This is a genomic window from Myxococcus sp. CA033 (genome assembly GCF_013336625.1).
GTDB lineage: Bacteria > Myxococcota > Myxococcia > Myxococcales > Myxococcaceae > Myxococcus > Myxococcus llanfairpwllgwyngyllgogerychwyrndrobwllllantysiliogogogochensis.
Map to the genome: position 1 here is coordinate 49,498 of NZ_JABUMU010000037.1, position 22,399 is coordinate 71,896.

Genomic DNA, 22,399 nt, shown 5'->3' on the forward strand with positions numbered 1-22,399 from the left:
CGTCCGTCAGATGGCGTAGTCCCCCACGAAAACGGACGCGGTGAGCACATCGGCGCGCACCGCGTCCCCCTCGACGACGCCGAGCGCCTCGAACTCCGAGCGAGGCACCTGGACGGTGACCTCGTCCCCGGAGGGCATGCGCAACAGCACCTTGACGAAGCCGCCCACGGGCTTGAAGCGCTCCACCCGGCCCATGAAGGGCGTGCGCTCCCCTGCTCCCGCCACCGAAACGGAACGGGCCAGCTTGATGTCGTGAGGCCGCACGAAGGCGTGCACCGCCTCGCCCTCCCGCGCGGCGGCGGGTACGGACAGCGCGAGCGAACCCAGCGCCGCCCTGCCCTCCAGGACGTGGCCACGGAGGACACTCGCCCCGCCGATGAACGACGCGACGAAGGGCGACGCGGGCCGGTCGTAGATGTCCTCCGGTGAGCCCGCCTGCGCCACGCGTCCCTCGCTCATCACCACCACGTGCTGCGAGATTTCCAGCGCCTCCTGCTGGTCATGCGTCACCAGCAGCGTCGTCAGCCCCGTGCGCTCGTGCAACTCATGGAGCCACTCGCGCAGCTCCTCGCGCACGCGCGTGTCGAGCGCGCCGAAGGGCTCGTCCAGCAGCAACACCCGGGGACGGATGGCCAGCGCTCGCGCGAAGGCCACTCGCTGGCGCTGTCCGCCGGAAAGCTGCCCCGGATGGCGCGAGCCCAGCGCCTTGAGCTGGACCAGGCGCAGCATCTCGTCCACGCGCGCCTCCACCTCGTCTCGGGGAAGCCGCCGCACGTTGAGTCCGAAGGCGATGTTCTCCCGCACCGTCATGTGCCGGAACAGGGCGTAGCTCTGGAAGACGACGCCCACGTTGCGCTTCTGCACGGGCAGCGCCGTACAGTCCTGCCCGTCGATGAGGACGCGACCGACGTCGGGGACCTCCAGCCCACAGATGAGGCGCAAGAGCGTGGACTTTCCCGCGCCCGACGGCCCCAACAGGGAGGTGATGGCGCCCGCGGGCGCCTGGAACGAGACGTCCGAGACGGCGGGACTTCCGCCCGGAGAGAAACGCCGGGTGAGCTGCTTGACGATGATGCTCATGACGCCTCACTCCTCCACTCCACGTACTTCTTCAGCACCAGCGTCACGAGCGCGAGCAGCGTGAGCAACGACGCCACGGCGAAGGCCCCCGCGAAATCGTATTCGTTGTAGAGAATCTCCGCGTGCAGCGGCAGCGTCGTGGTGACACCGCGCACGTGCCCGGACACCACCGAGACGGCCCCGAACTCGCCCATCGCCCGCGCGTTGCAGAGGATGACGCCGTAGAGCACGCCCCACTTCACCTTCGGCAGCGTGACGCGCAGGAAGGTGCGCCAGCCGCTCGCGCCCAGCGTCAGCGCCGCCTCCTCCTCGTCACTGCCCTGCGTCTGCATCACCGGCAGCACCTCCCGCACGACGAAGGGCAAGGTGATGAACACCGTGGCGAGGACGATTCCCGGCACGGCGAAGATGACGTGGATGTCGTGCTCGAACAGCAACGGCCCCAGCCAGCCCTGCCGCCCGAAGAGCAGCACGAAGATGAGTCCGGCGATGACGGGCGACACGCTGAAGGGCAGGTCGATGAGCGTCAGCAGCAGCGCGCGTCCCCGGAAGCGGAAGCGCGCCAGGAGCCACGCCGCCGCCAGGCCGAAGACGAGGTTGAGCGGCACCGCGATGACCGCCGCCGTCAGCGTCAGGAGGATGGCGGAGCGCGCCTCCGGCTCCGTGATTGCCGCGAGGTAGGCCTCCCAGCCCTTCTGGAACGCGAAGGAGAAGACGGCGACCAGCGGGACGACCAGGAAGACGGACAGGAACCCCAGCGCCACGGTGACGAGCGTCCACCGGACCCATGGGGACCCTTCCAGGGTCCGCGTCTTGCGACGCGGCAGGTGTATCGAGGGAGCGAACATGTCCGTCACGCTCCGGACCGGGCTTCCAGCCGGCGATGGCTCCAGCGCTGGAGCAGGTTGACGGCGAGCAGCAGGAGGAACGACGCCAGCAGCATGACGACGGCGATGGCCGTGGCCCCCGCGTAGTCGTACTGCTCCAGCTTGGTGACGATGAGCAGCGGAACAATCTCCGTGCGCAGCGGCATGTTGCCGGAGATGAAGACAACGGAGCCGTACTCCCCCAGCGCCCGCGCGAAGGCCAGGGTGAAGCCGCTGAGCAGCGCGGGGACGATGGCCGGGAACAACACGCGCGTGAAGGTCTGCCACGGCGTGGCCCCCAGCGTGGCCGCGGCCTCCTCCACGTCCACGTCGATGTCCTCCAGCACGGGCTGCACCGTGCGCACCACGAAGGGCAGGCCAATGAAGGTCAGCGCCACGGCCACGCCCACGGAGGTGTAGGCCACCTTGAGGCCCCAAGCCTCCAGGTACTGGCCGTACCAGCCCTTGGAGGAGAACAGCGTGGTGAGCGTCAGCCCCGCCACCGCCGTGGGAAGCGCGAAGGGCAGGTCCACTAGCGACTCCACCAGCGAGCGGCCCGGGAAGCGATAGCGCACGAGCACCCAGGCCACCAGGAGCCCGAAGACGACGTTGGCCAGCGCCGCCGCCAGCGACGCGCTGAAGCTGAGCTTGTACGCCGCCAGCGCCCGAGGCGCCGTCACCGTCTCCCAGAACTGCGGCCACGTCAGGGAGAACGTCTTGAGGAAGAGGCTGGACAGCGGAATGAGGACGAGCAACCCGACATAGGCCCAGGTCAACCCCAGCGACAGCCTGAAGCCGGGCAGGACATGGCGGCGAGAGCGCGGTGCCATGGCTCAGCGCGCCTGGGGGACATAGATGCGGTCGAAGACGCCACCATCGTCGAAGTGCGCGGCCTGCGCCTTGCGCCAGCCCCCGAACACCTCGTCGATGGTGAACAGCGTCACCTTGGGGAACCGGGCGCCGTGCTTCTGCGCCACCGCCTCCGAGCGAGGACGGTAGTGGTGCTTCGCCGCCAGTCGCTGTCCCTCCTCCGAATACAGGAACTGGAGATACGCCTCCGCCACCACGCGGGTGCCGCGCTTGTCCACGTTGCGGTCCACCAGGGCGACGGGAGGCTCGGCGAGGATGCTCACCGACGGGACGATGATTTCGAAGCGCTCCTTGCTCACTTCGTCCGTCAAGAGGAAGGCCTCGTTCTCCCAGGCGATGAGCACGTCACCCAGACCTCGCTCGGCGAACGTCGTGGTGGCGCCCCGGGCTCCCGAGTCCAGCACCGGCACGTTGCGGAACAGCGCGCCCACGAAGGCGCGCGCGGACTCCTCCGTGCCTCCAGGCTTTCGCAGGGCATGGCCCCAGGCCGCCAGGTAGTTCCACCGCGCGCCCCCGGAGGTCTTCGGATTAGGGGTGATGACGGAGACCCCCTCGCGAATCAGGTCGTCCCAGTCGCGGATGCCCTTGGGGTTGCCCTTGCGCACCACGAAGACGATGGTGGACGTGTACGGCGCGCTGTTGTGCGCGAGCCGCGCCTGCCACCCGTCAGGGATGAGCGACGCCTTGTCGTGGAGCATGTCCACGTCGTACGCGAGCGCCAGCGTGACGACGTCCGCGTCGAGCCCATCGATGACGGCCCGCGCCTGCTTGCCGGAGCCGCCATGCGATTGCTTGATGGAGACCTTCTGCCCGTGCGTCGCCTCCCAATGCTTCGCGAAGGCGGCGTTGACGTCCGCGTACAGCTCCCGCGTGGGGTCATACGAGACGTTGAGCAGCGTGACGGAGCTCGGAGCGGAGGACTCGCCCCCGGACTTCGAGCACCCGGTGAGGGCGAGCACGACGAGCAGGGACAGCCGGAGAGAGAAGCGCATGGAGGGACCTTTCACCAGCTCACCTGGAAGCGGGACATGACGACGTCTTCGGGGATGCGGTCGCCGTCCACGGAGCCCCCTTCGAAGCTCGTGTGGTCATATGAGGTGGCCACGCGGACGTTGCCGTTGAGGTACCAGTTCGCGACGGCGCCCCACCCTCGCGCCTTGCGCGCCGAACGCGTGGGGTCCGCGTAGATGGGGAAGGCGTCGGGGTCCACGTCGAGCGCCGCGTAGCGCGCGCCCAGCTCCACCGCGCCCCAGCCGCCGGCCTCCGCGCCCACCGGGTCCGTGGGCTTGACGCCGTCGTAGGCCGCCCTGCCGCCGAAGACGACGTACGACGCGCTGGCCTGCCACGACTCGAAGCGCAGGCGCGCGTGCTGCTGTCCCAGGTTGACCTCCTGCGTGGACGACACGTATTCGGCCAGCGCGCCCACGGGCCCCACGTAGAGGTAGCCCTGGGGCGACAGCCGCAGGTGCTCGCCATGGGCAATCACCGTCTCGCCCGCACCCGTGCCCGTCCGGAAGATGAAGAACGTCTGCTGCCCCATGGTGCGCAGGGGTGCCTCGCCCGTGGTGGAGGCGGAGCCGAACTGCAGGCCGCGCGACGCGGCGATGCCCAGTCCCAGGCCGGAGAGCTGCTTGAGCTTCGTGGCCCGGAACGGATGCGCGAACAGGCGCGCCGCCAGGTCGAAGCTGTCGTCCAGGTTGGTGTCCGCGCTGGCGCCGTCCGCCGTGCCGTTGAAGGCCCCCACCGCGTAGTTCAGCGTGCCGTCATACAAGTCACCGTGCACCATCACCCCCACGTCCCGGTTGGGCACCAGGTCCGTGGGCAACGCGCGCTCGACGAAGAGGGTGTTGATGCCGGACTGGTTGCGCTCGAGTCCCACCGGGGGGCGGAACTTGCCCACCCGCACGCGCACCTCCTTGCGAGGTCGGTACTCCAGATAGGCATCCCAGAGTGGCGGCGCGTTGGCCGCGAAGTCCGTCAGCAGCCGGAAGTCGAACAGATTGAAGAGCGTCCCCTCCAGCAACGGTCGCGCGCGACGGATGAGCAACGTGGTGGAACCCGGCCGGTCCGCCTTGCTCTCGAAGAAGCGGCCATCGAGCTGGATGTAGCCGCGCAGCTTCAACATGACCGCCTTGTCGGGGGACGAGACGGAGATGCCCTCGGACGTCGCCTTGACGGCGACTCCACCGGGCGTCGGTGACGGCGTTGCGGGGGGCGACGACGGCGCGGCGGGAGGTGCTTCCGGCACAGGTGTCTGCGCCGCCGCCAGCGGGGTGAGCAGCCACGTCAACGCACCAGCGAGGAAGGAGAACCGATGAGGTGTGGGACCTGCCATGCGGGACCTCGAAAGCGAGAGGAGCGCGATGGACGGTGGACTCCGGAGCCAGAAAGCCGAAAGCCCACCTCCTCGCGGATGGTGGGCTCTTCGAACCAGCTCAACCCAGGCTTTTCAGGCCACGGGTCGACAGGCGCCCACCGCTGGTGCGTGACAGCAGCAACAAGCGTGGGTCGTCAGGCGGGTCATGAAGTGCCACCACGATGCCCGGCACCTCCGGGCTTGTCAACGCGCCCCCCTCATGACGAACCCACCGACTCCTTCCCTTTCCAGCGTCGTGAGCGACGTCCTCCGTCCACGGAAACGCCACGCATCCGGCCTACCTGGCGCAATGAGTATCTCAGCCCGCAATTCAAGTATAATCTGAACTCCAAGTCTGGAGGCATTCATGCGCACTCGTCGCTGTCCGCTGTGGGTTCCACGACTCGCGTCACTGCTCGCGGTGCTGATGGCCGCTCCAGGAGCCCTTGCCGCGGAGCGCCCCTCCCTGGTGAACACACGCATCGGGACGCCGTTCGGAGCGAACGGACATTCATCCACCATCGACGGGCGAGTCTTCGTGGGCAACATCCGCGAGGACCACGCGACGACGACGACGACGTGGCTGGCGCGAGTGTTCCGGCCTGAAGCGGTGACGTACGACGCCCAGGGCAAGCCGAGCTTCTCCACGGCCTTCTCTCCAGGACTCAGCACGCAGGTGAGGAACGGAGAGAACGCGCTGGCGTTCTGCTTCACCAACCCGGCCCAGCCCTATGTCCTGTCGGGAGGGCTCGCGGTGTACCAGCCGCTCCTGTTCGACTCGCAGATGTTCAACGGGCCCAACCGCTTCCGTCGCCGTCCGGTGGACCTCCGGGTGTCCCAGCCCTTCACGCCGCAGGCGGACATCTCCTCCTTCACCACCGGCAACCTGGACTATCTGACCACCGTCACCGGCGCGAGCATCCGCGGCATCGAACCGACGATGACCTCCGACGGACGCCTGCTCATCTATCAGGGCGGTCCCGCCAACGACGGTGGCATCGACCACCTGATGTATGCGTACAACCCCACGCCCTGCGCGGCCACGGGCTGGAGCAATCCGCGCCCGCTGTCGATGATGTACAGCGACCCCACCGCGGGCGTGAAGCGCTACCCGCTGGCATGGCAGAAGCTGAAGGCCTCCACCGGGGAACTCTTTGGTGAGACGACCTCTGGCCCGCTCATCCGGGCCGCCTACGCCTGGGTGGACCACGAGGGGCGCAACGTCACGTACACGGGCGTCGTCTACACGGATGGCGCGCGCCGCGAAGCCGTGAGCCTCATTGGCGCGGACACGGGCTGGACGGCGTACCACATCGACGGTGCCATCAACACGGACCGCAGCGACATCGCGCACCTCTTCTATTCCGGGCCCATGTGGAACCTGGAACAGGAGCGCGCGCCAGAACAGAACTTCCCACCGGGCTCGAGCAACGAGAGCCACTACCTGCCCGTCACCAAGACCCACGACGTGCTCGCCCTCTTCGGCAGCAACACGGCGGACTACAACGACGTGGACATCGGTGAGCTGGTGGACCCCTTCCACGTGCTCTACCTGCCCATGAACGAGCTGGTGACGCGCGCGGGCGCGTATGACCTGACGCGCACGCCGGACCTGTCCGGGCGCTTCTTCACAGGCACTCTCGTGGGCACGGCGTCCATCTCCGCCGGCAACGCGGTGACCCAGCCGACGTCCGGCTCCCTGTGGGAACCGCACGGCAAGGGCAAGGCGCTGGTCGTCCCGGGTGGCGGAGCGCTCGCGATGAACCTGACGGACGCGACGTCCACCGTGCCCGGCGTGGGCGGCTTCGTGCGGGGCTTCACCGTACAGCTCGCCGTGCGCCCGGACGCGAACATCCACCAGGGCTGCACCACGGGGAACCCCTACCGCTACCTCTTCCAGAAGGGCGGCGCACTGGACCTCATCTACGAGTCCGACAACACGGTGCAGATGTCCTTCGTCATCAACGGCGCGCGCGTGCGCCTGGGCCGCAGCCCCGCGCTGCCCGTGGGCGCGTGGACCCACCTGGCCTACACCTGGGACGGCGTCACCGGCGCCTTTGGCGAGTACCTCAATGGCGTGCCCACGGGGCGCTCACTGCCCGTGGCCACGGGGACGTTCCGCCTGGGCACCGGCGCGCTGTCCATCGGCGCTGGCAACACGCTGGACACGCAGACCTGTCCCGCCAATGGCGAGGGCTCCTTCCGGGGCGCCATCGATGAGGTGCGCTTCTTCACCCATGCGCGCTCGGCCCGCTCCATCTGCATGACGTCGTATGGCGCGGACTGCCGCGACGAGGCCATCCAGGAGACTCCCACGGCGGGACAGTTCGGCATGAGCCAGCAGCAGCCGGCCTGCAACAGCTACGCGGCCCTGGGCACGCTGGCCTGTGCCTCGTCCATGCACAGGGTCTGCGCTCAGCGCGGCGCCCATGACGCCCTGGCCACCAGCACCAACGTCCTCGAGACGATTCAGCAGCTCATCGGAAACCGTCCGCCCATCTCACTGCTGGGCGCGCTGGCGGGAGCCACGACGACGGACGCGACGGTGGCGTGCGCGCCCATCCAGCACGAGAGCCTGGGCGTCACCTTCGAGGAGCTGGCGCGCAAGCACGCCGGCTGCGTGGACGAGCGCGTCGCGCAGAGCTTCGACTGCTCGGCCGCCGTGCACCGCTGGTGCAACAACCTGGGATGGAGCACGGGTCAGATTTTCGAGATGACCTCGCGCCCGTGGGTGGGCTGCTTCAACGCCGGGCTCATCCAGGACGTCGCGAAGGACCAGCTCGGGCCCGCCTCCAACGCGGGCAGCTTCAGCTCCACCGACTCCAAGCTGGAGGTCAGCAGGTGGTGCCAGACGAAGGGCTATGGCGCGGGCGTGGTGCAGGAGCTGGGCGCGGGCCTCTACGCCAACGTGCACTGCTTCCAGCCCGCCGTGACGGTGCCCTGGAAGCTCAATCCCTGAGGCGACTCAAGGGGCCCCCTGGAGTCGGAAGGGGGCCTCCGAGGTCGTGCCGGCGCGCTCGCGCTTGAGCATCTCCAGCACCTCCCCGGGCAGCGGGAACCAGCGCAGGCGCTCCGCGTCGGGCGCGAGCGAAGCATCCGCCTGTGTCCGGCTCCCGAAGTCCTGGAGTGCCTGCTCGACGATGACCTGGGCCCGCGCGACGTAGTCCCCCAGCTCCGCCTCCGGCACGGTCGACCCGGGGGGCGGGAAGACGCACCGGCCGCTCGCATAGGAGACGTCACCCAGTCGCCCCAGCCGCCGCTGGTGCGCGCGGTGGCGCCACTGTCCGGTGGAAGGCTCGAGCGCGTAGTGCGGCAAGAGTTTCCACCCCTCTCGGGCGATGAAGTCCACGGCGTCCAGCAGGAAGCCGAACGTCGTCTCGGAGAGGAAGTAGTTGAAGCCCAGCCGCACCCAGCCGGGCTTCACACCGTCGGTGCCTTGCAGGATGACGTCCTGGAAGCGGTGGCTGGTGACGGGGTCGATGGCCAGCAGCCGGTGTCCGTAGGGCCCCGCGCACGAGCAGCCTCCGCGCGCCTGGATGCCGAACAAGTCATTGAGCAGGGCCACAACGAAGTTGTGGTGCAGATAGGCGTCCCCGTGTCGAACCAGGAAGCTCACGATGGGCAGCCGCCGGAGCGCCGGGTTGCCGAGGATGCGCAGGGCGGGATTCGCCCCCCAGCGCGCGAGGGCCCGCCGGACGAAGTCCTGTTCGAGCGCGTCGATGGTCTCCACGCCCACCGCCTCCCGGAGCTGGAACACCAGCCCCGCGCGAATGGAGTCGACGATGGCGGGAGTGCCCCCTTCCTCGCGGTGCACGAGGTCTCGCTGATAGACGTGCTCGCTGCCGCTCACGTACGAAACAGTGCCGCCTCCGGGCACGGTGGGGATGCGATTGCCAAGCAACTGGCGCTTCACGACCAGCACTCCCGTCGTCCCCGGCCCACCGATGAACTTGTGCGGCGACAGGAACGCGGCGTCCTTCCGCACGCGCGGGCCGGCGGTGCCATCGCCACGCCCGTTCATCTCGACGCGGACATAGGGCCCCGCTGCGGCGAAATCCCAGAAGCACAGCGCTCCGTGACGGCGCAGGAGCGCGCCGATTCCCTCCTGGTCGCTGAGGATGCCGGTGACGTTGCTCGCCGCGGAGAAGCTGCCGATGCGCAGCGGCCGGTCGTGGTGGCGTGCCAGCTCGCGCTCCAGGTGGGCCAGGTCGATGCGCCCGTCGGCGTCTTCGTCGATGGTGACGACCTCCGCGATGGACTCGCGCCACGGCAGGTCGTTGCTGTGGTGCTCGTAGGGGCCCACGAAGACGACGGGGCGCTCCGCGCGGGGAATGCGCGAGCCCAAATCGAAGCGCGCATCCAGGTCCGCGGGGAGGCGCAAGTTGAGGATGTCGATGAGCTTGCAGATGGCGGCCGTCGCGCCGGAGCCGCAGAAGAGGACGATGTCGTCGGGCCCTCCTCCCACGGCGCGGTGGATGAGGTCGCGCGCATCCTCGCGATAGCGCGTCGTCTGAGCGCCCGTCCCCGACGTCTCCGAATGCGTGTTGGCGTAGAGCGGGAGGACGTGCTCCCGGATGAAGTCCTCGATGAAGGCGAGCGAGCGCCCGGACGCGGCATGGTCCGCGTACGTGAGCCGGCGGGGACCGTAGGGTCCATCGAGCATCCGGTCCTCACCGACAACGGCGCTTCGAATGGACTCGACCAACAGAGGACACGCGTCTTCCATCACTCGCACCTCTCGATGACGACAGACTCCCGCCGAACCTCACGGCCTGTCCAGCGCGTGGAGGCCATCATGCGCGACCGGCCGCGTCAGTCCCCCAGAGCTCGCATCGTCCCTGCGCCGCCCCATGTTAGCCTGAGCACACTCCATGAACTTTCGCTTCCAATGCTGGGTGCAGCGTCACGCCAGCGGTCGAGTGACGCTCACACCCCTGTCCCTGCCTCATCTCGCGGTGCACGCGGACACCGTGGAGAAGGCCACCGAGGAGCTGGCGCTCGCGCTGGATGACCAGCTCACCCGCATCCATCCGCGCCGCGTGCCGGAGTTCATCGCCGCGACCGGGGGCACGCTGCACACGCTGGAGCTGGACGCGATTCCTGTCTGGGGAAACGAGGAGAACACCCTCGCGCCCCTCACCTTCGCCGCCGCTGTCGCGCCCACGCATCAGTCCTATCTCGGGCTGCACGCGCCCCGGCTGGAGACGCACCTGTGGTTCCAGGGCAAGAAGGTGCCCGAGGATGCCGCCGAGCGATTGCGTGAACAGTTGGAAGGACTCCCCGACGCGCGGCTCCTGGCCCTGCGCGCGGATGGTGGAGAGGCCCTGCTGGACGTGGAGGTGGAGGCCACGCCGACGCGCCTGTCGGCCCTCACGCCCCGTCAGCTCCACCTGGATATCCGCCCGCCGCCCCGTCCACCGGACGCGGAGCCCGAGGAACCGCGAGAGTCGGGCCTGTCGGTGAGCATCGATGGGGACGACGAGGACGCGCTCAACGAGGACACGTGGGAGCCCCGCAAGCGCTCCCGTCGTCGGGAGCCGGGAGCGAAGCCGGAGAAGCCGCCGCCCACGCCCACGCTGGACCGCATCGCGGTGCCCTGGCATCGGCTGGCGACGGAAGGGCAGCTCGACCCCGCCTATGAGCAGGACGCCCTGGTGACGCTGCTGCGAGCCCGGCTGGCCGCGAAGGACGCGGAGGCCGTGGTGCTGGTGGGCCCCTCGGGCGTGGGCAAGTCCGCGGTCCTCCATGCGGTCGCCGAGGCGCTCCAGGCCTCCACCGCCACTCCCGCGGAGAAGGCCCGGCCCTTCTTCTTCGTCGACGGCAGTCGCCTCATCGCGGGCGAGGGCATGTGGGGTGACTGGCAGCAGCAGGTGCTCAAGTCCTTCCGCGAGGCGAACGATTCCCGCGCCATCCTCTCGCTGGGACACGCCATCGACCTGCTCGACGCGGGCAAGAGCGCGCACAGCGACCAGAACGTGGCCCAGCTCCTGTTGCCGCTGCTCGTCACCCGCGAGGTGTCCGTGGTGGCCGAGGCCACCCCCGAGGCCTGGGCCCAGGTGGAGCGGCGCAACGCCAGCTTCGCCCGCCTCTTCTCCGTCGTCCGGGTGGAGGAGCCGACACCGGAGGCACTCGCCAACATCCTGGCGCGCGTGGCCCAGGACACTCCGAGCGCCACGCCCCTGGAGGTGCTGCCCGAGGCGCTGGAGGAGAGTCGCTTCCTGTGTCGGCGCTTCCTGCCGTATGGCGCGCAGGTGGGCAACGCGGTGGCCTTCCTCCGCCGGTTGATCGCCACGTGCGCCCACGCGGCCCAGCCTCGGGTCATCCGGCTGGACGCCGTGCGCCAGTTCGCCTCCGAGTCCGGCATCCCCGAGGCGCTCTTGCGCGACGACATGCCGCTGGAGCCCGCCCAGGTCCGCGAGTTCCTCACCACGCGAGTGTTGGGGCAGCAGGCGGCGGTGGAGCGCGTCTCCTCCGTGGTGTCCGTGCTCAAGGCGGGGCTCGCGGACACGCGCAGGCCCCTGGGCGTGCTGCTCTTCGTGGGCCCCACCGGCGTGGGCAAGACGGAGCTGTCCAAGGCCCTGGCGGAGCTGCTCTTCGGCTCGCGCGAGCGCATGGTGCGCCTGGACATGGGCGAGTACGCGGGGCCGGACGCGCTGCTGCGCCTGCTGGGCGACGGCGCGACGCCGGGCTACCTCTCCGCCGCCGTGCGCCGCCAGCCCTTCTGCGTGGTGCTGCTGGATGAAATCGAGAAGGCCCACCCCGCCGTCCACGACGCGCTCCTGGGCGTGCTGGGCGAGGGGCGCCTCACCGACGCGTCGGGCCGCTTCACCGACTTCCGCAACGCCGTCCTCGTGCTCACCAGCAACCTGGGCGCGGACACGTGGCGCGCGCGCGTGGGCTTCGACTCGCTGGGCGGCGCGCCCGACGTCGCCGCGCTGCGCACGCACTACCTGGCGGAGGTGCAGCGCTTCTTCCGCCCGGAGCTGTTCAACCGCCTGGACGACACCGTCGTCTTCTCGCCGCTCTCCGAGGAGCTGCTGCGCCGGCTGGTGGTGCGCGAGGTGGACGCCATCCGCCAGCGCTCCGGCCTGTCGCGCCATGACGCCAGCCTCGTCGTCTCCGAGTCGGCGCTGGACTGGTTGTCGGCGCGCGGCTTCGACCCGCGTTATGGCGCGCGGCCCCTGAAGCGCGCGCTGGAGCGGGAGCTGGTGGTGCCGGTGGCGGCGTGGCTCGCGGCGCACCCGAAGACGGGGCCGGTGCGCCTGCACGCGGAGGCCGGCGGCGACGGGCTCACGCTGCGCGCGGAGGCCGTGGGTGGCGCGGCGGAGGGCGTGGGACGGCAGGCCATCGAGCAGGTGCTGGAGGACGCCGCCACGCTGCGCGCGGAGGTGCAGCGCTGGAGCCGCTCGCCGCCCATGCTCGCGCTGCGACGGGAGCTGGCGGTCTTCGACAAGGTGTCCCGACAGGCCTCTTACTGGGAGGAGCGCGCGCTGGCGGAGGAGTCCGCGAGGAAGTCCGGAGACGCGCGCGAGCTGGACAAGGCCTTCCGCGAGTGCTCGCAGCAGACGGAGGCCATCGAGGACCTGCTCTTCGAGGCGCACCTGTCGCGCGCGGTGGGACAGGCGGAGTCGCTCGCGCGCGACGTCTCCACGCTGCGCTCGACGTTCCATCCCCTGCGGGAGCGGCTGTACGCCAGCCTCTACCAGTACTCGCGGGGCTCCACCCTGATACTGGTGCCCGGCCGTGGTGCATGGCCGCAACTGTGCTTCCTGGCGAAGGCCTATGAGCGCTGGTGCAACCGCTACTCCCTGGGCTTCCAGCGCGCGCTGCTCTGGACGCCCAAGCCACCGGACGGGGAGAAGCCACCACGCCATCCGCCTCCGCCGGACTGGGTCTACCCCAAGGTGGATGAGCTGCTGGACCTCAAGCCCACGCCCCTCGCGTACGCCCTGCAGATCTCCGGCGAGACGCGCCCGTTGCTGCTCTCCGCCGAGCACGGCGTACACCGCTTCGTGGAGGGCAGTCAGGCGTCGCTGGTGCGCGTGCTCTTCACCCCCCACCCTCGCAGCCGGGACGTGCTGCCGGACTGGTCGAAGCTCGAGACACTGCTGCCGAAGACCGAGGCCCGGCGAATCCGGCCGGGCTCGACGGACACCTCGGGCGGCTCGGTGGAGGACATGCGCACCGGAACCCGCTTGCGCTACGGCGGCGGAGGTCTGGAGTTGGATGCCTTGTTGGAGCCCTGGATGAACTGGCGCGTGTTCGGCGAAGCGGAGGAGGACTGACCATGGAACTCAAGCTCCCCCTGGTCGTCGCGCCCCTGGGCGGCCGTCTCGTCGAGGCGTGGGTCCCCGCCTTCTGGCCCAGGATTCACCGCGTGGGCCCCAGCCTGTCTTCGCTGAAGGATGACCTGGCGCTCGCCGTCATGGAGCGCTTCGAGAAGGACCACCCCTCGCGGGTGGCCAGCTACCAGCTGCCACCCCACCTGTCGCTCAAGCACGTGAAGGTCGACACCGAGGCGAGAGATCGCGAGAAGGGCCTGCGCGTCGTGCTCAAGGGACGCATGGCCGTGCTGCTGGAGAAGTGGCCTCGCGATGACTTCTGGGTGGTGACGCCCACGCGGCTCGCGGAGGCCCGCTTCGCGATTCCCGACGCGGAGTCCCTGCCCCTCGCGCTCGGACGCAGGCTGGGCGCGTGGTGTCTGGAGCATGGGCTGACGAATCTGGAGGGCTTCTGGGCGCAGGGCCGCGAGCGGCTGGAGTTGCTGGAGGTGGATGCCTATGCCCCCACCATCCTCCCCCGGACGCCGCCCAAGCCGCCCAAGCCGCCCCGGCGCCGCCGGACGCCTGGAAAGGACTCGAAGGGGACGGCCACTCCGCCGGAGACGCCCGAGCAGCGCGAGGCGCGCCGCAACCGCCGCCGCCTCACGCTCACCGAGCTGCGGGAGGTGGCGCGCAACCTGAGCCACTCCGCCAGAGATGACGGGCTGGAGCACTGCTACGGCCGCGAGGCGCTGGTGCGCGAAGTGGTGGACGCGCTGGAGGGCCGGGAGGGCGCGGCCATCGTCCTGGTAGGACCGCCGGGCTCCGGCAAGACGGCGCTGGTGCACGAGGTGGTGCGCCGGCTCACCGCGCGCCAGGACGCCGCGGGACAGCGCCGCGACGTGTGGCGCGTGGATGGCAATCAGTTCATCGCGGGGATGATGTACGTGGGCCAGTGGGAGGCCCGCGCGCGCGGCGTGGTGAAGGAGCTGGTGGAGGTGGGTGACCTGCTCTACGTGGACGACCTGGCCTCGCTCGTCTACGCGGGGCGCACCTCCAGCGAGCGCACCAACGTCGCGCAGTTCCTGGAACCCCACATGGCGCGCGGCGAATTGACCGTGCTCGCGGAGTCCACGCCCGAGCGCTTCGAGCGGGTGCGCGAGGAGGCCCCCACGCTCGCCTCGCTGTTCCGCGTGGTGCACGTGCCCGCGTTGGAGCCCCGCACGACGTTGCCTGCCCTGCTGGGGACACTGCGGGAACTGGAGGGCTCGGGCGAAGGCGGGCCCGCGGTGCGGCTGTCCCCGCTCGCGCTGGAGACCCTGCTGGACCTCCAGCAGCGCTTCGTCGCGCACGAGGCCTTCCCGGGCAAGGCGGTGCGGCTCTTGCGCCGGGTGCTCGCGAGGCCCGGCACGGTGGACCAGAACGTGCGCCGCTTCACGGAGGAGGACGTCACCGCCGCGATGCGCGCGCAGACGGGCCTGCCGGACTTCGTGCTGGGGAGCGCGCCTCCGAAGTCCCGGGACGTGCTGGAGCGCGAGCTGGCCGCGCAGGTGGCCGGACAGCCGGAGGCCGTCGCCGCCGTGGTGGATGCCATCCTCACGCTCCAGCGCTCGCTGCAGCCGCCGGACAAGCCGCTGGCCACCTACCTCTTCGTGGGCCCCACCGGCGTGGGCAAGACAGAGACGGCCAAGGCGCTGGCGCGCACCCTCTTCGGCAGCGAGGAGCGGATGGTCCGCTTCGACATGTCGGAGTTCGTCTCCGCGTCCAGCATCACCCGGCTCTTGGGCCTGCCCGGCGCACCGGACGGCGAGCTGACGACGGCGCTGCGCACCCAGCCGTTCTGCGTGGTGCTGTTCGACGAGGTGGAGAAGGCGCACCCGCGCATCTTCGACGCGCTCCTCCAGTTCCTCGGTGAAGGCCGGCTGACGGACGGCGCGGGGCGCACCGTGGACGCGCGGCAGGCGGTGGTGGTGCTCACGTCCAACCTGGGCGTGCGCGAGGCCGCCGCCCGCACGGGCTTCCACCGCGCTCCGGAAGGCGCGGAGGCGCACTACCTCTCCTCGGTGCGCGCCTTCTTCCGCCCGGAGTTCTTCAACCGCCTGGACCGCGTGGTGCCCTTCCGCTCCCTCACGCCCGCCGCGCTGCGCGTCGTCGTGGAGCACGCCCTGGAGTCGCTGCTGTCGCGGCGAGGCATCCGCCGGGGCAACGTGCTGGTGGAGGTGGAGTCCGCGCTGCTCGACCTGCTGGTGGAGCAGGCATATGACCCGCGCTACGGCGCGCGTCCCTTGAAGCGCGCGCTGGAGCGACGCCTCACCGTGCCCCTGGCCCACCACCTGGTGCGGCGCGGCGGCGAGGACCTGGCCCGCGTGGAGCTGTTCCGCCGGGGCGAGGACATGGGGCTGTCGGTGGAGCTGCTCATGAGGGAGCCCGCGTGGGCCCGTGAGCAGGACCCCACCACCTGGACGCTCCCTGGCGTGTCGCGCGTCCTGGAGGAAGTGACGACGCGACTGGAGTCGCTCCAGGCGGCGGAGGCGAGGCGCTCGGACGGAGAGGCACCGCCCGGTGGTGTCGAGGCCGTGGAGCTGGGAGAGCGGCTGGAGCGCCTGTCGGCGGAGGCCCTGGACATCCGGGAGAATGAACTGGCGGACCGCGACTTCCTCGAGACAGAGGAGCGCGTGGGCAAGCTGGAGCGCGACGGGTACCAGGACAGCTGGAGGCACAACAAGGGACGGGGCGGGCTGCGGCCTCGGCCCTCCTATGTCCCGGAGCCGATGCCGGTGTCCCCCGAGGAGCGGCTGCGTCGCTGCCGCCCCAAGGTGGTGAACCTGCGCGATGAGGTGGAGTGGCTCGCGCATCAGCTGGCGACGCGAGCGCGCGGAATGGAGGTGCACGCGTTGCTGGTGGAAGGGCTCGCGGACTCGCCGACCTCCGCGCTGGACTCCGTGGTGAAGGGGCTTCCCCAGGGCCTGGGACGCGTGGTGGTCCACGAGGAGCACGTGGAGCCGGATGGCACCATCGGCTGGGCGGCACCGGGCTCGGCGCGTCCCGCGGGGGTGCGTGTGCGGCGGCAGGTGGTGAGCATGGCGGCGTTCGGTCTGTCGGAGGTGCTCGCGACGCTGGAGGGCTATGCGCTGGTGCATCTGGGCGTGCGGCCCGCGCTGGTCCGCGTGGAGCTGCTGGCGGACGCGCCAGACTTGATGAAGAGCGTGTCCCGGGCGGTGGCGACTCGCGACGCGGTGAAGCTGGCGGAGCGGGAAGCCCGTCGCGCGGGCCTTGTGCCCGAGTCGCCGCAGGGCCGCGTCGTCATGGAGGGCGAGCCCGAGAACGTCGTTCAGCTGAGAAGCGGGAGAACTCCCTCCGAGTCCGTGGCCTGGGCGGCGCGAGTGCTGCGCGACCCCGCGCGAGGAGGGCACTGACATGGACAAGAACTTCCATCTGTTCGTGCGGAACTACCCCGGCGTGGGGGTGGCCGCGCACGTGTTGACGCACCCGCATCTGGCCTCGTTCGCGCCGGACCTGGCGACCGCGCGACTGGATGTGGCCGAGGTTCTGGGCCGACTGCTCAAGCGGGGGGACTTGCGTGACGCGCAGACCCACTGGCCGGACCTGCGCACGAAGAAGATGAACCTCACCGTGCGCGCCGTGCAGCACGGGCGACTGTTGCCCGTGCCGCTCAAGCTCACGGTGGTGACGCGCGGTGGACGAGCGAAGGCGGAGCGCGGCGGCCGGAAGGGCGCGGCGAAGGGGGCCGTGCACGTCTGGGTTCCTCGCGTGGACGTGGAGGGCTCGCTGCAGGACCTTGGGGACCTGGAGGCCTATGTGGAGGAGCTGGTCCGCCACGAGCTCTACATGGCGCCGCTGGAGCGCCTGCACTCTCTGGCCTACCTGGGCGATGAGACCGTCGAAACCATCTCCGTGACGGTGAAGTCCCGTGAGGCGACCCGCGCGCGCATCATCGAGGAGCCCCGCGGGCCGGTGCGCCGCCCTCCCCCACCTCCTGGTCTCGCAGAGGCGAGTCGCTGCCTCAACGAAGAGGCCCGTGCGGGACTGCTGGAGCGTGCGTGGGAGCGCGACACGGAGGTCGGCCTGCTGGCGGAAGCCGTCACCTCGAGAGCGCGCGCCAGCGTGCTGCTCGTGGGGCCCCCCTCCGTGGGAAAGACGTCGCTGGTGCATGAGCTGGTGCACCGGGCGGAGTCCGCGTCGGCCGGGAATGCGCTCCAGGGACTGGAGGTCTTCAGCACCTCGGGCGGTCGCATCATGGCCGGCATGCGCTATCTGGGGCAGTGGCAGAAGCGCGTGCAACTCATGGTCAACGAGCTGCGGGTGCGGCGCGCGGTGCTCCACCTGGACAGCCTCTCCGAGCTGCTCTCCCTGGGTGGCGGTGACACGGGCCTGGACGTCGCGCGGCACCTGCTGCCGGCGCTGGAAGGGGGCGAGGTGGCGCTGGTGCTGGAGGCCACGCCGGAGGACGTCGCGCGAGCGGAGCGCACCCATGGCGCATTCCTCCAGGCGCTGCGACACGTCGTCGTGGAGCCGCTGGCTCCCGAGAAGGCTCGGGCCGCCGTGCAGCAGGCATCCCAGCGCGTCGCGAAGGCGCGCAAGGTGCGCTTCACGCCCGCGTCGTTGGAGCGCGCGGCGGAGCTGACGGAGCGCTTCGGAGAGGGACCGCCTCCGGGTGGCGCGGTGTCGCTGCTTCGCGCCGCGACGGCGCAGGCCGCCACGGGAACGGAAGTGGACGCGGGCGCGGTGACCTCCGCGTTCTGCACGCGCACGGGCTACCCGAGGGAGCTGGTGGACTCCTCGATTCGCCTGGACCCGGATGCGTTGCTGCGCCGGTTCCGCGAGCGCATCGTCGGCCAGGATGAGGCCACGCTGCTCTTGCGCAACCTCGTCGTCACGCTGAAGACGGGACTGGCGGACCCCTCGCGTCCCCTGGGGGTGTTCCTGCTCCTGGGTCCCACGGGCGTGGGCAAGACGGAGTCGGCGCTGGCGCTGGCGGAGTACCTCTTCGGCGACATCGCCCGGCTGGCCCGCTTCGACATGGCGGAGTACGCCGCGCCCGGCAGCGCGGGACGACTGGTGGGTGAAGTGGGAGGCCAGCAGGGAGGCCTCGCGCGGCGCGTGCGCGAGCAGCCCTTCGGCGTGGTGCTGCTGGACGAGGTGGAGAAGGCGGACGCGGGTGTGCATGACCTGCTGCTCCAGGTCCTCGGCGAGGGACGGCTGACGGACGGCACGGGGCGCACCGTCAGCTTCCGGAACACGGTGGTGCTGCTCACCAGCAACCTGGGCGCGGAGTCGGCGGCGCGCTCGCTGGGCTTTGGTGGTGATACGCCTCGGGACATGGAGGCGCACTACCTGGGCGCGGCCACGGCCTTCTTCCGTCCGGAGCTGCTCAACCGGTTGGACCAGGTGGTCCCCTACCGCGCCCTCGCGCCGGACGTCATCCGGACGCTCGCGCGGCGCACCCTGGAAGCGGCGCTGGGCCGCGAGGGACTCGCGCGGCGTGGGGTGAAGGTGAGCTTTGGCGAGGACGTGGTGGACTTCCTCGCGAAGGCCGGCTTCGACGCGCGCTACGGTGCGCGTCCGCTGAAGCGCGCGGTGGAGCAACACGCCATCGTCCCGCTGGCGCAGTGGCTCGCGACGCATGCGGGCACTCCGCACCGACAGGTGACTCTGCGCGTGGGCGCCCAGGGCCTGCTCGTCCACGAGCCCCACGTGTGAGGTGTCGACGAGGCAGGCCGGGCGCTTCATGGCCTTGAGGCACCCGCGCCCGCCTGCCCGCTCGACCCACCGCACGGCGCGAGCCCCGCATGAAGCGGCGCTCCACCGTGATGAAGCCGCCACGTGGCGCCCTCTCCCCTGTCGCGCGGGGACTCTCTGCTATCGTCGCCCGCGCCCACTCCCCACCCCGGTACAGGAACCCTCCCGTGGGAGGGGACACCCTTCATGCGCTGCGTCGATGAGACCCTCTTCATGAAGTTGCTCCTGGGCGAGCTGTCGCCCACGGAGAGCGCCGAGGTGGATGCCCATCTCGACACATGCGCCTCGTGTCGCACGCTCGTGGCCGAAGGACTGCGCGCGCAGTCTCCGGACCTCATCACCAGCGCGACGCCCACCGAGCCCATGCCCCTTTCTCCCCGCCGCGAGGACTCGCCGCTGGAGAAAGGCACGGCGGTGGGCCGCTACCTCGTCCTGGAGCTGCTGGGCGCGGGAGCCATGGGCGTCGTGTACGGCGCCTATGACCCGGAGCTGGACCGCCGCGTCGCCCTCAAGCTGCTGCGCACCGGCGCCCTGGGCCTCGACATGGAGAAGGAGCGCGCCCACCTGCTGCGTGAGGCGCAGGCCATGGCCCGCGTCTCCCACCCGAACGTGGTGGCCGTCTACGACGTGGGCACCTTCGGCCAGCACGTGTTCCTGGCCATGGAGCGGGTGGAGGCCCAGACGCTGGGCGAGTGGCTGAAGGCCGCGCCCCGCCCCTGGCGCGAGGTGCTGGACCTCTTCCTCGACGCGGGCCGGGGACTCGCGGCGGCGCATGCCGCGGGCGTGGTGCACGGCGACTTCAAGCCCGCCAATCTCCTCGTCGGCGGCGACGACAATGTCCACGTCACCGACTTCGGCCTCGCGCGCCTGGGCGCTCCCACCACACGCGAGAGCGCGCTGCCCGCGCGCGCGGACCCCCTGCGTGACAAGACCGTGGAGCGCTCGCTGACGGGCGGCACGCCGGCCTACATGGCCCCGGAGCAACTGCTGGGCGAGACGCGCGCGGGCGCGGCCGGAGACCAGTTCTCCTTCTGCGTGGCGCTCCACGAAGCCCTCTACGGCGCACGCCCCTTCGAAGGCGCCACCCTGGCCGAGCTGGCCTCCCAGGTGTCCTCGGGACAGGTGCGGCCTCCGCCCCACGGCACGCGCGTCCCTCCGTGGCTGCGTCGCGTGTTGCTGAGAGGGCTCGCCCGTCGCGCGGAGGACCGCTTCCCGAACCTGGAGGCCCTGCTCGACGCGCTCCAGAACGACCCGGCCACGAGGTGGAAGCGAGGCCTCCAGTTCGCCAGCGCGGTGGCCATCCTCGCCACCGCGGTGGGCCTCACGCACGCGGTGCACACCCGAGGAGCACGGGCCTGCGCGAGCGCCCCGCAGGAGATGACCACCATCTGGGGCCCGGAGCAGGCCGCCGCCATCCAGGCCGCGTTCACCGCCACTGGCCGGCCCTATGCCTCCGCCGCCTGGGAGCGCGTGCGCCGGGAGCTGGACGCGTACACCGCCGCCTGGACGACGACGCGCACCACCGCGTGCGAGGCCACACGCGTCCGGGGCGAGCAGCCCGAAGAGGTGATGGCGTGGCGCATGCGCTGCCTCGACAATCGGCTGGCGGATGTCTCCGCGCTCACGCGGCTGCTGTCCCAGGCGGACGCCCGGACGGTGGACGAGGCGCACCGCGCGGTGAAGGGCCTGCCCCCCCTGTCGGGCTGCTCGGAGGCGCTGGCACCCGGCGGGGCCACGCTGCCCGAGGGGCCTGAAGCACGCGAGCGCCACGAGGCGCTGCGCGCGACGCTCGCACGAGGCCGAGCGCTCCTGGCCACCGGTCGCTACGCGGAAGGCGTCACGCTGGTGGAGCCGACCGCCGTGGCGGCGAAGCGGGCGGCGAACCGTCACGACGGCGCCGAAATCTCGCTGCTGCTCGGCGAGCTGCGCGAGGGAGCCGGAGACTGGCGTGGCGCGGAGGCCGCGCTCTTCGAGGCGCTGAACGCGGCGGAGGCCACGCGTCAGGACGCCGTGGCCGCGCGCGCGTGGACGCTGCTGGTGCGCGTGTCCTGCATCGGCCTGGACGAGTACGAGCTGGCCTCGCGCTGGAAGGACCGCGCCGCGGCCGCCATCGAACGGCTGGGCGGTGGAAACGAGCTGACCCGCGTCCACCTCCTCACCTACTCCGGCACCGTCCTGCGTAAGCAGCGGCGCTTCGAGGAGGCCGTGGCGTTGCAGGAGCAGGCCCTGCTGTTCGCGGAGAGCACCTTCGGGCCGGACAGCCTGGAAGTGGCGGACGTGCTCCTGGAGCTGGGCTCCACGCAGTGGGTCCACCCCCGCCTCGCCGAGGCCCGGGCCCACCTGGAGCGCGCCGCCACCATCACCCGGCAGGCCCTGGGCCCCGAGCACCCGGAGGTCGCCCGGGTGCGACTGGCCGTGGTCCCCGTGCTCAGGGACCAGGAGGAGCTGAAGCTGGCGGAGGTGGTCGCCCGCGAGGCGCTCGGCGTCTTCGAGCGGACGCTCGGCCCGGACCACCCTCGCGTCTACGACGCGCTCAACGACCTGGCCTCGACGCTCGTCGTCCAATCGCGCATGGACGAGGCCCTCCCTTTCTACGAGCGCGCCCTCACCATCGTCGCGAAGACGGACGGGCCGGAGAGCTACGGCGCCTCCGTCATCCACGCCAACCTGGGCGTCCTCTTCTTCCAGAAGGGCCACTTCGACCTCTCCCTGGAGCACTTCCTGCGGACCATCGCCCTGCGCGACAAGTCGCGAGGACTGATGGACCCGTCGCTGGTGAGCCCGCTGCGCCTGGTCGGGAAGCTCATGTCCCTCAAGGAGCGCTACGCGGACATGGTGCACTACTGTCAGCGGGCCGTGGACATCATGCTCCTGCAACCGGATGACAGCTCCGGACAGTGGACGCTCAGCCTGAGGGATTTGGGCATCGCCTTCCTCAAGCTGAAACGGCCCACGGAGGCGCTCGTGCCCCTGGAGCGGGCCGTCGCCGGCTGGGAAAAGGCGCGGCCGGAGGTCGGCCAGCGCACCGAGGTGAAGTTCCTGCTCGCCCAGGCCCTGTGGGAGTCCGGCAAGGACCGCCCACGGGCCCTGCGCCTCGTCGCCGAGGCGCGAATCATGGCCATGACGGACGACCCCTCGGAGAAGACGCTCCTCCTCATCAACGCGTGGCTCGCGGCGCACAAGGTCCGCTGAAGCCTGGGGCCCCG

11 protein-coding genes are annotated in these 22,399 nt (G+C 70.7%); 5 read left to right on the forward strand and 6 right to left on the reverse strand.

Annotated features, from left to right (window positions below):
• Window positions 1-6: 6 nt before the first annotated feature.
• Genes HUA78_RS43990 through HUA78_RS44010 form a run of 5 tightly spaced genes read right to left on the reverse strand, consistent with a single transcriptional unit; the run spans window position 7 to window position 5,151 of the window.
• Window positions 7-1,080 carry a sulfate/molybdate ABC transporter ATP-binding protein gene (locus HUA78_RS43990; protein ID WP_174478922.1) on the reverse strand — a complete coding sequence of 358 codons (1,074 nt, stop codon included), beginning with the start codon at window positions 1,078-1,080 and terminating at the stop codon, window positions 7-9.
• Complete coding sequence (gene cysW / locus HUA78_RS43995) at window positions 1,077-1,928, reverse strand: sulfate ABC transporter permease subunit CysW (protein ID WP_174478923.1); 852 nt, start codon at window positions 1,926-1,928, stop codon at window positions 1,077-1,079. Before cysW ends, HUA78_RS43990 begins: the two co-directional genes overlap by 4 nt.
• A 5-nt stretch (window positions 1,929-1,933) precedes the next feature.
• A complete protein-coding gene (gene cysT, locus HUA78_RS44000; RefSeq protein WP_174458812.1) occupies window positions 1,934-2,776 on the reverse strand; it encodes a sulfate ABC transporter permease subunit CysT in 843 nt (280 codons plus the stop codon).
• 3 nt (window positions 2,777-2,779) lie between these two features.
• Complete coding sequence (locus tag HUA78_RS44005) at window positions 2,780-3,808, reverse strand: sulfate ABC transporter substrate-binding protein (RefSeq protein WP_174478924.1); 1,029 nt, start codon at window positions 3,806-3,808, stop codon at window positions 2,780-2,782.
• Between the two features lie 11 nt (window positions 3,809-3,819).
• A complete protein-coding gene (locus tag HUA78_RS44010; protein WP_174458814.1) occupies window positions 3,820-5,151 on the reverse strand; it encodes an OprO/OprP family phosphate-selective porin in 1,332 nt (443 codons plus the stop codon).
• A 388-nt stretch (window positions 5,152-5,539) separates the two neighbouring features.
• Between HUA78_RS44010 and HUA78_RS44015 the strand changes: the two genes are divergently transcribed.
• Window positions 5,540-8,131 (forward strand): LamG domain-containing protein, encoded by a 2,592-nt coding sequence (locus HUA78_RS44015; RefSeq protein WP_174478925.1) that lies wholly within the window; start codon window positions 5,540-5,542, stop codon window positions 8,129-8,131.
• 6 nt (window positions 8,132-8,137) lie between these two features.
• Here HUA78_RS44015 and HUA78_RS44020 read toward each other — a convergent pair whose 3' ends face one another.
• On the reverse strand, window positions 8,138-9,835 hold the full coding sequence (locus HUA78_RS44020; protein WP_254624230.1) for an aminotransferase class V-fold PLP-dependent enzyme: 1,698 nt from the start codon (window positions 9,833-9,835) through the stop codon (window positions 8,138-8,140).
• Between the two features lie 208 nt (window positions 9,836-10,043).
• Between HUA78_RS44020 and HUA78_RS44025 the strand changes: the two genes are divergently transcribed.
• From HUA78_RS44025 to HUA78_RS44040, 4 genes are all read left to right on the forward strand, one after another.
• Window positions 10,044-13,457: an AAA family ATPase gene (locus HUA78_RS44025; RefSeq protein WP_174478927.1), complete on the forward strand. Its 3,414-nt coding sequence runs from the start codon at window positions 10,044-10,046 to the stop codon at window positions 13,455-13,457.
• Between the two features lie 2 nt (window positions 13,458-13,459).
• On the forward strand, window positions 13,460-16,849 hold the full coding sequence (locus HUA78_RS44030; RefSeq protein WP_174478928.1) for an AAA family ATPase: 3,390 nt from the start codon (window positions 13,460-13,462) through the stop codon (window positions 16,847-16,849).
• Window position 16,850: 1 nt separating this feature from the next.
• Window positions 16,851-19,154: an AAA family ATPase gene (locus tag HUA78_RS44035; RefSeq protein WP_174478929.1), complete on the forward strand. Its 2,304-nt coding sequence runs from the start codon at window positions 16,851-16,853 to the stop codon at window positions 19,152-19,154.
• A 225-nt stretch (window positions 19,155-19,379) separates the two neighbouring features.
• The gene (locus HUA78_RS44040) at window positions 19,380-22,385 is read left to right on the forward strand and encodes a tetratricopeptide repeat protein (protein ID WP_174478930.1); all 3,006 of its coding nucleotides are present in this window, start codon (window positions 19,380-19,382) and stop codon (window positions 22,383-22,385) included.
• The last annotated feature ends 14 nt before the right edge of the window (window positions 22,386-22,399 follow it).

Bases quoted from the DNA above. Each gene is read 5' to 3' on its own strand.
- cysW (WP_174478923.1), bottom strand. From the start codon at position 1,928: ATGTTCGCTCCCTCGATACACCTGCCGCGTCGCAAGACGCGGACCCTG.
- HUA78_RS44035 (WP_174478929.1), top strand. From the start codon at position 16,851: ATGGACAAGAACTTCCATCTGTTCGTGCGGAACTACCCCGGCGTGGGG.
- HUA78_RS44025 (WP_174478927.1), top strand. From the start codon at position 10,044: ATGAACTTTCGCTTCCAATGCTGGGTGCAGCGTCACGCCAGCGGTCGA.
- HUA78_RS44040 (WP_174478930.1), top strand. From the start codon at position 19,380: ATGCGCTGCGTCGATGAGACCCTCTTCATGAAGTTGCTCCTGGGCGAG.
- HUA78_RS44010 (WP_174458814.1), bottom strand. From the start codon at position 5,151: ATGGCAGGTCCCACACCTCATCGGTTCTCCTTCCTCGCTGGTGCGTTG.
- HUA78_RS43990 (WP_174478922.1), bottom strand. From the start codon at position 1,080: ATGAGCATCATCGTCAAGCAGCTCACCCGGCGTTTCTCTCCGGGCGGA.
- HUA78_RS44005 (WP_174478924.1), bottom strand. From the start codon at position 3,808: ATGCGCTTCTCTCTCCGGCTGTCCCTGCTCGTCGTGCTCGCCCTCACC.
- HUA78_RS44015 (WP_174478925.1), top strand. From the start codon at position 5,540: ATGCGCACTCGTCGCTGTCCGCTGTGGGTTCCACGACTCGCGTCACTG.
- cysT (WP_174458812.1), bottom strand. From the start codon at position 2,776: ATGGCACCGCGCTCTCGCCGCCATGTCCTGCCCGGCTTCAGGCTGTCG.
- HUA78_RS44020 (WP_254624230.1), bottom strand. From the start codon at position 9,835: ATGCTCGATGGACCCTACGGTCCCCGCCGGCTCACGTACGCGGACCAT.
- HUA78_RS44030 (WP_174478928.1), top strand. From the start codon at position 13,460: ATGGAACTCAAGCTCCCCCTGGTCGTCGCGCCCCTGGGCGGCCGTCTC.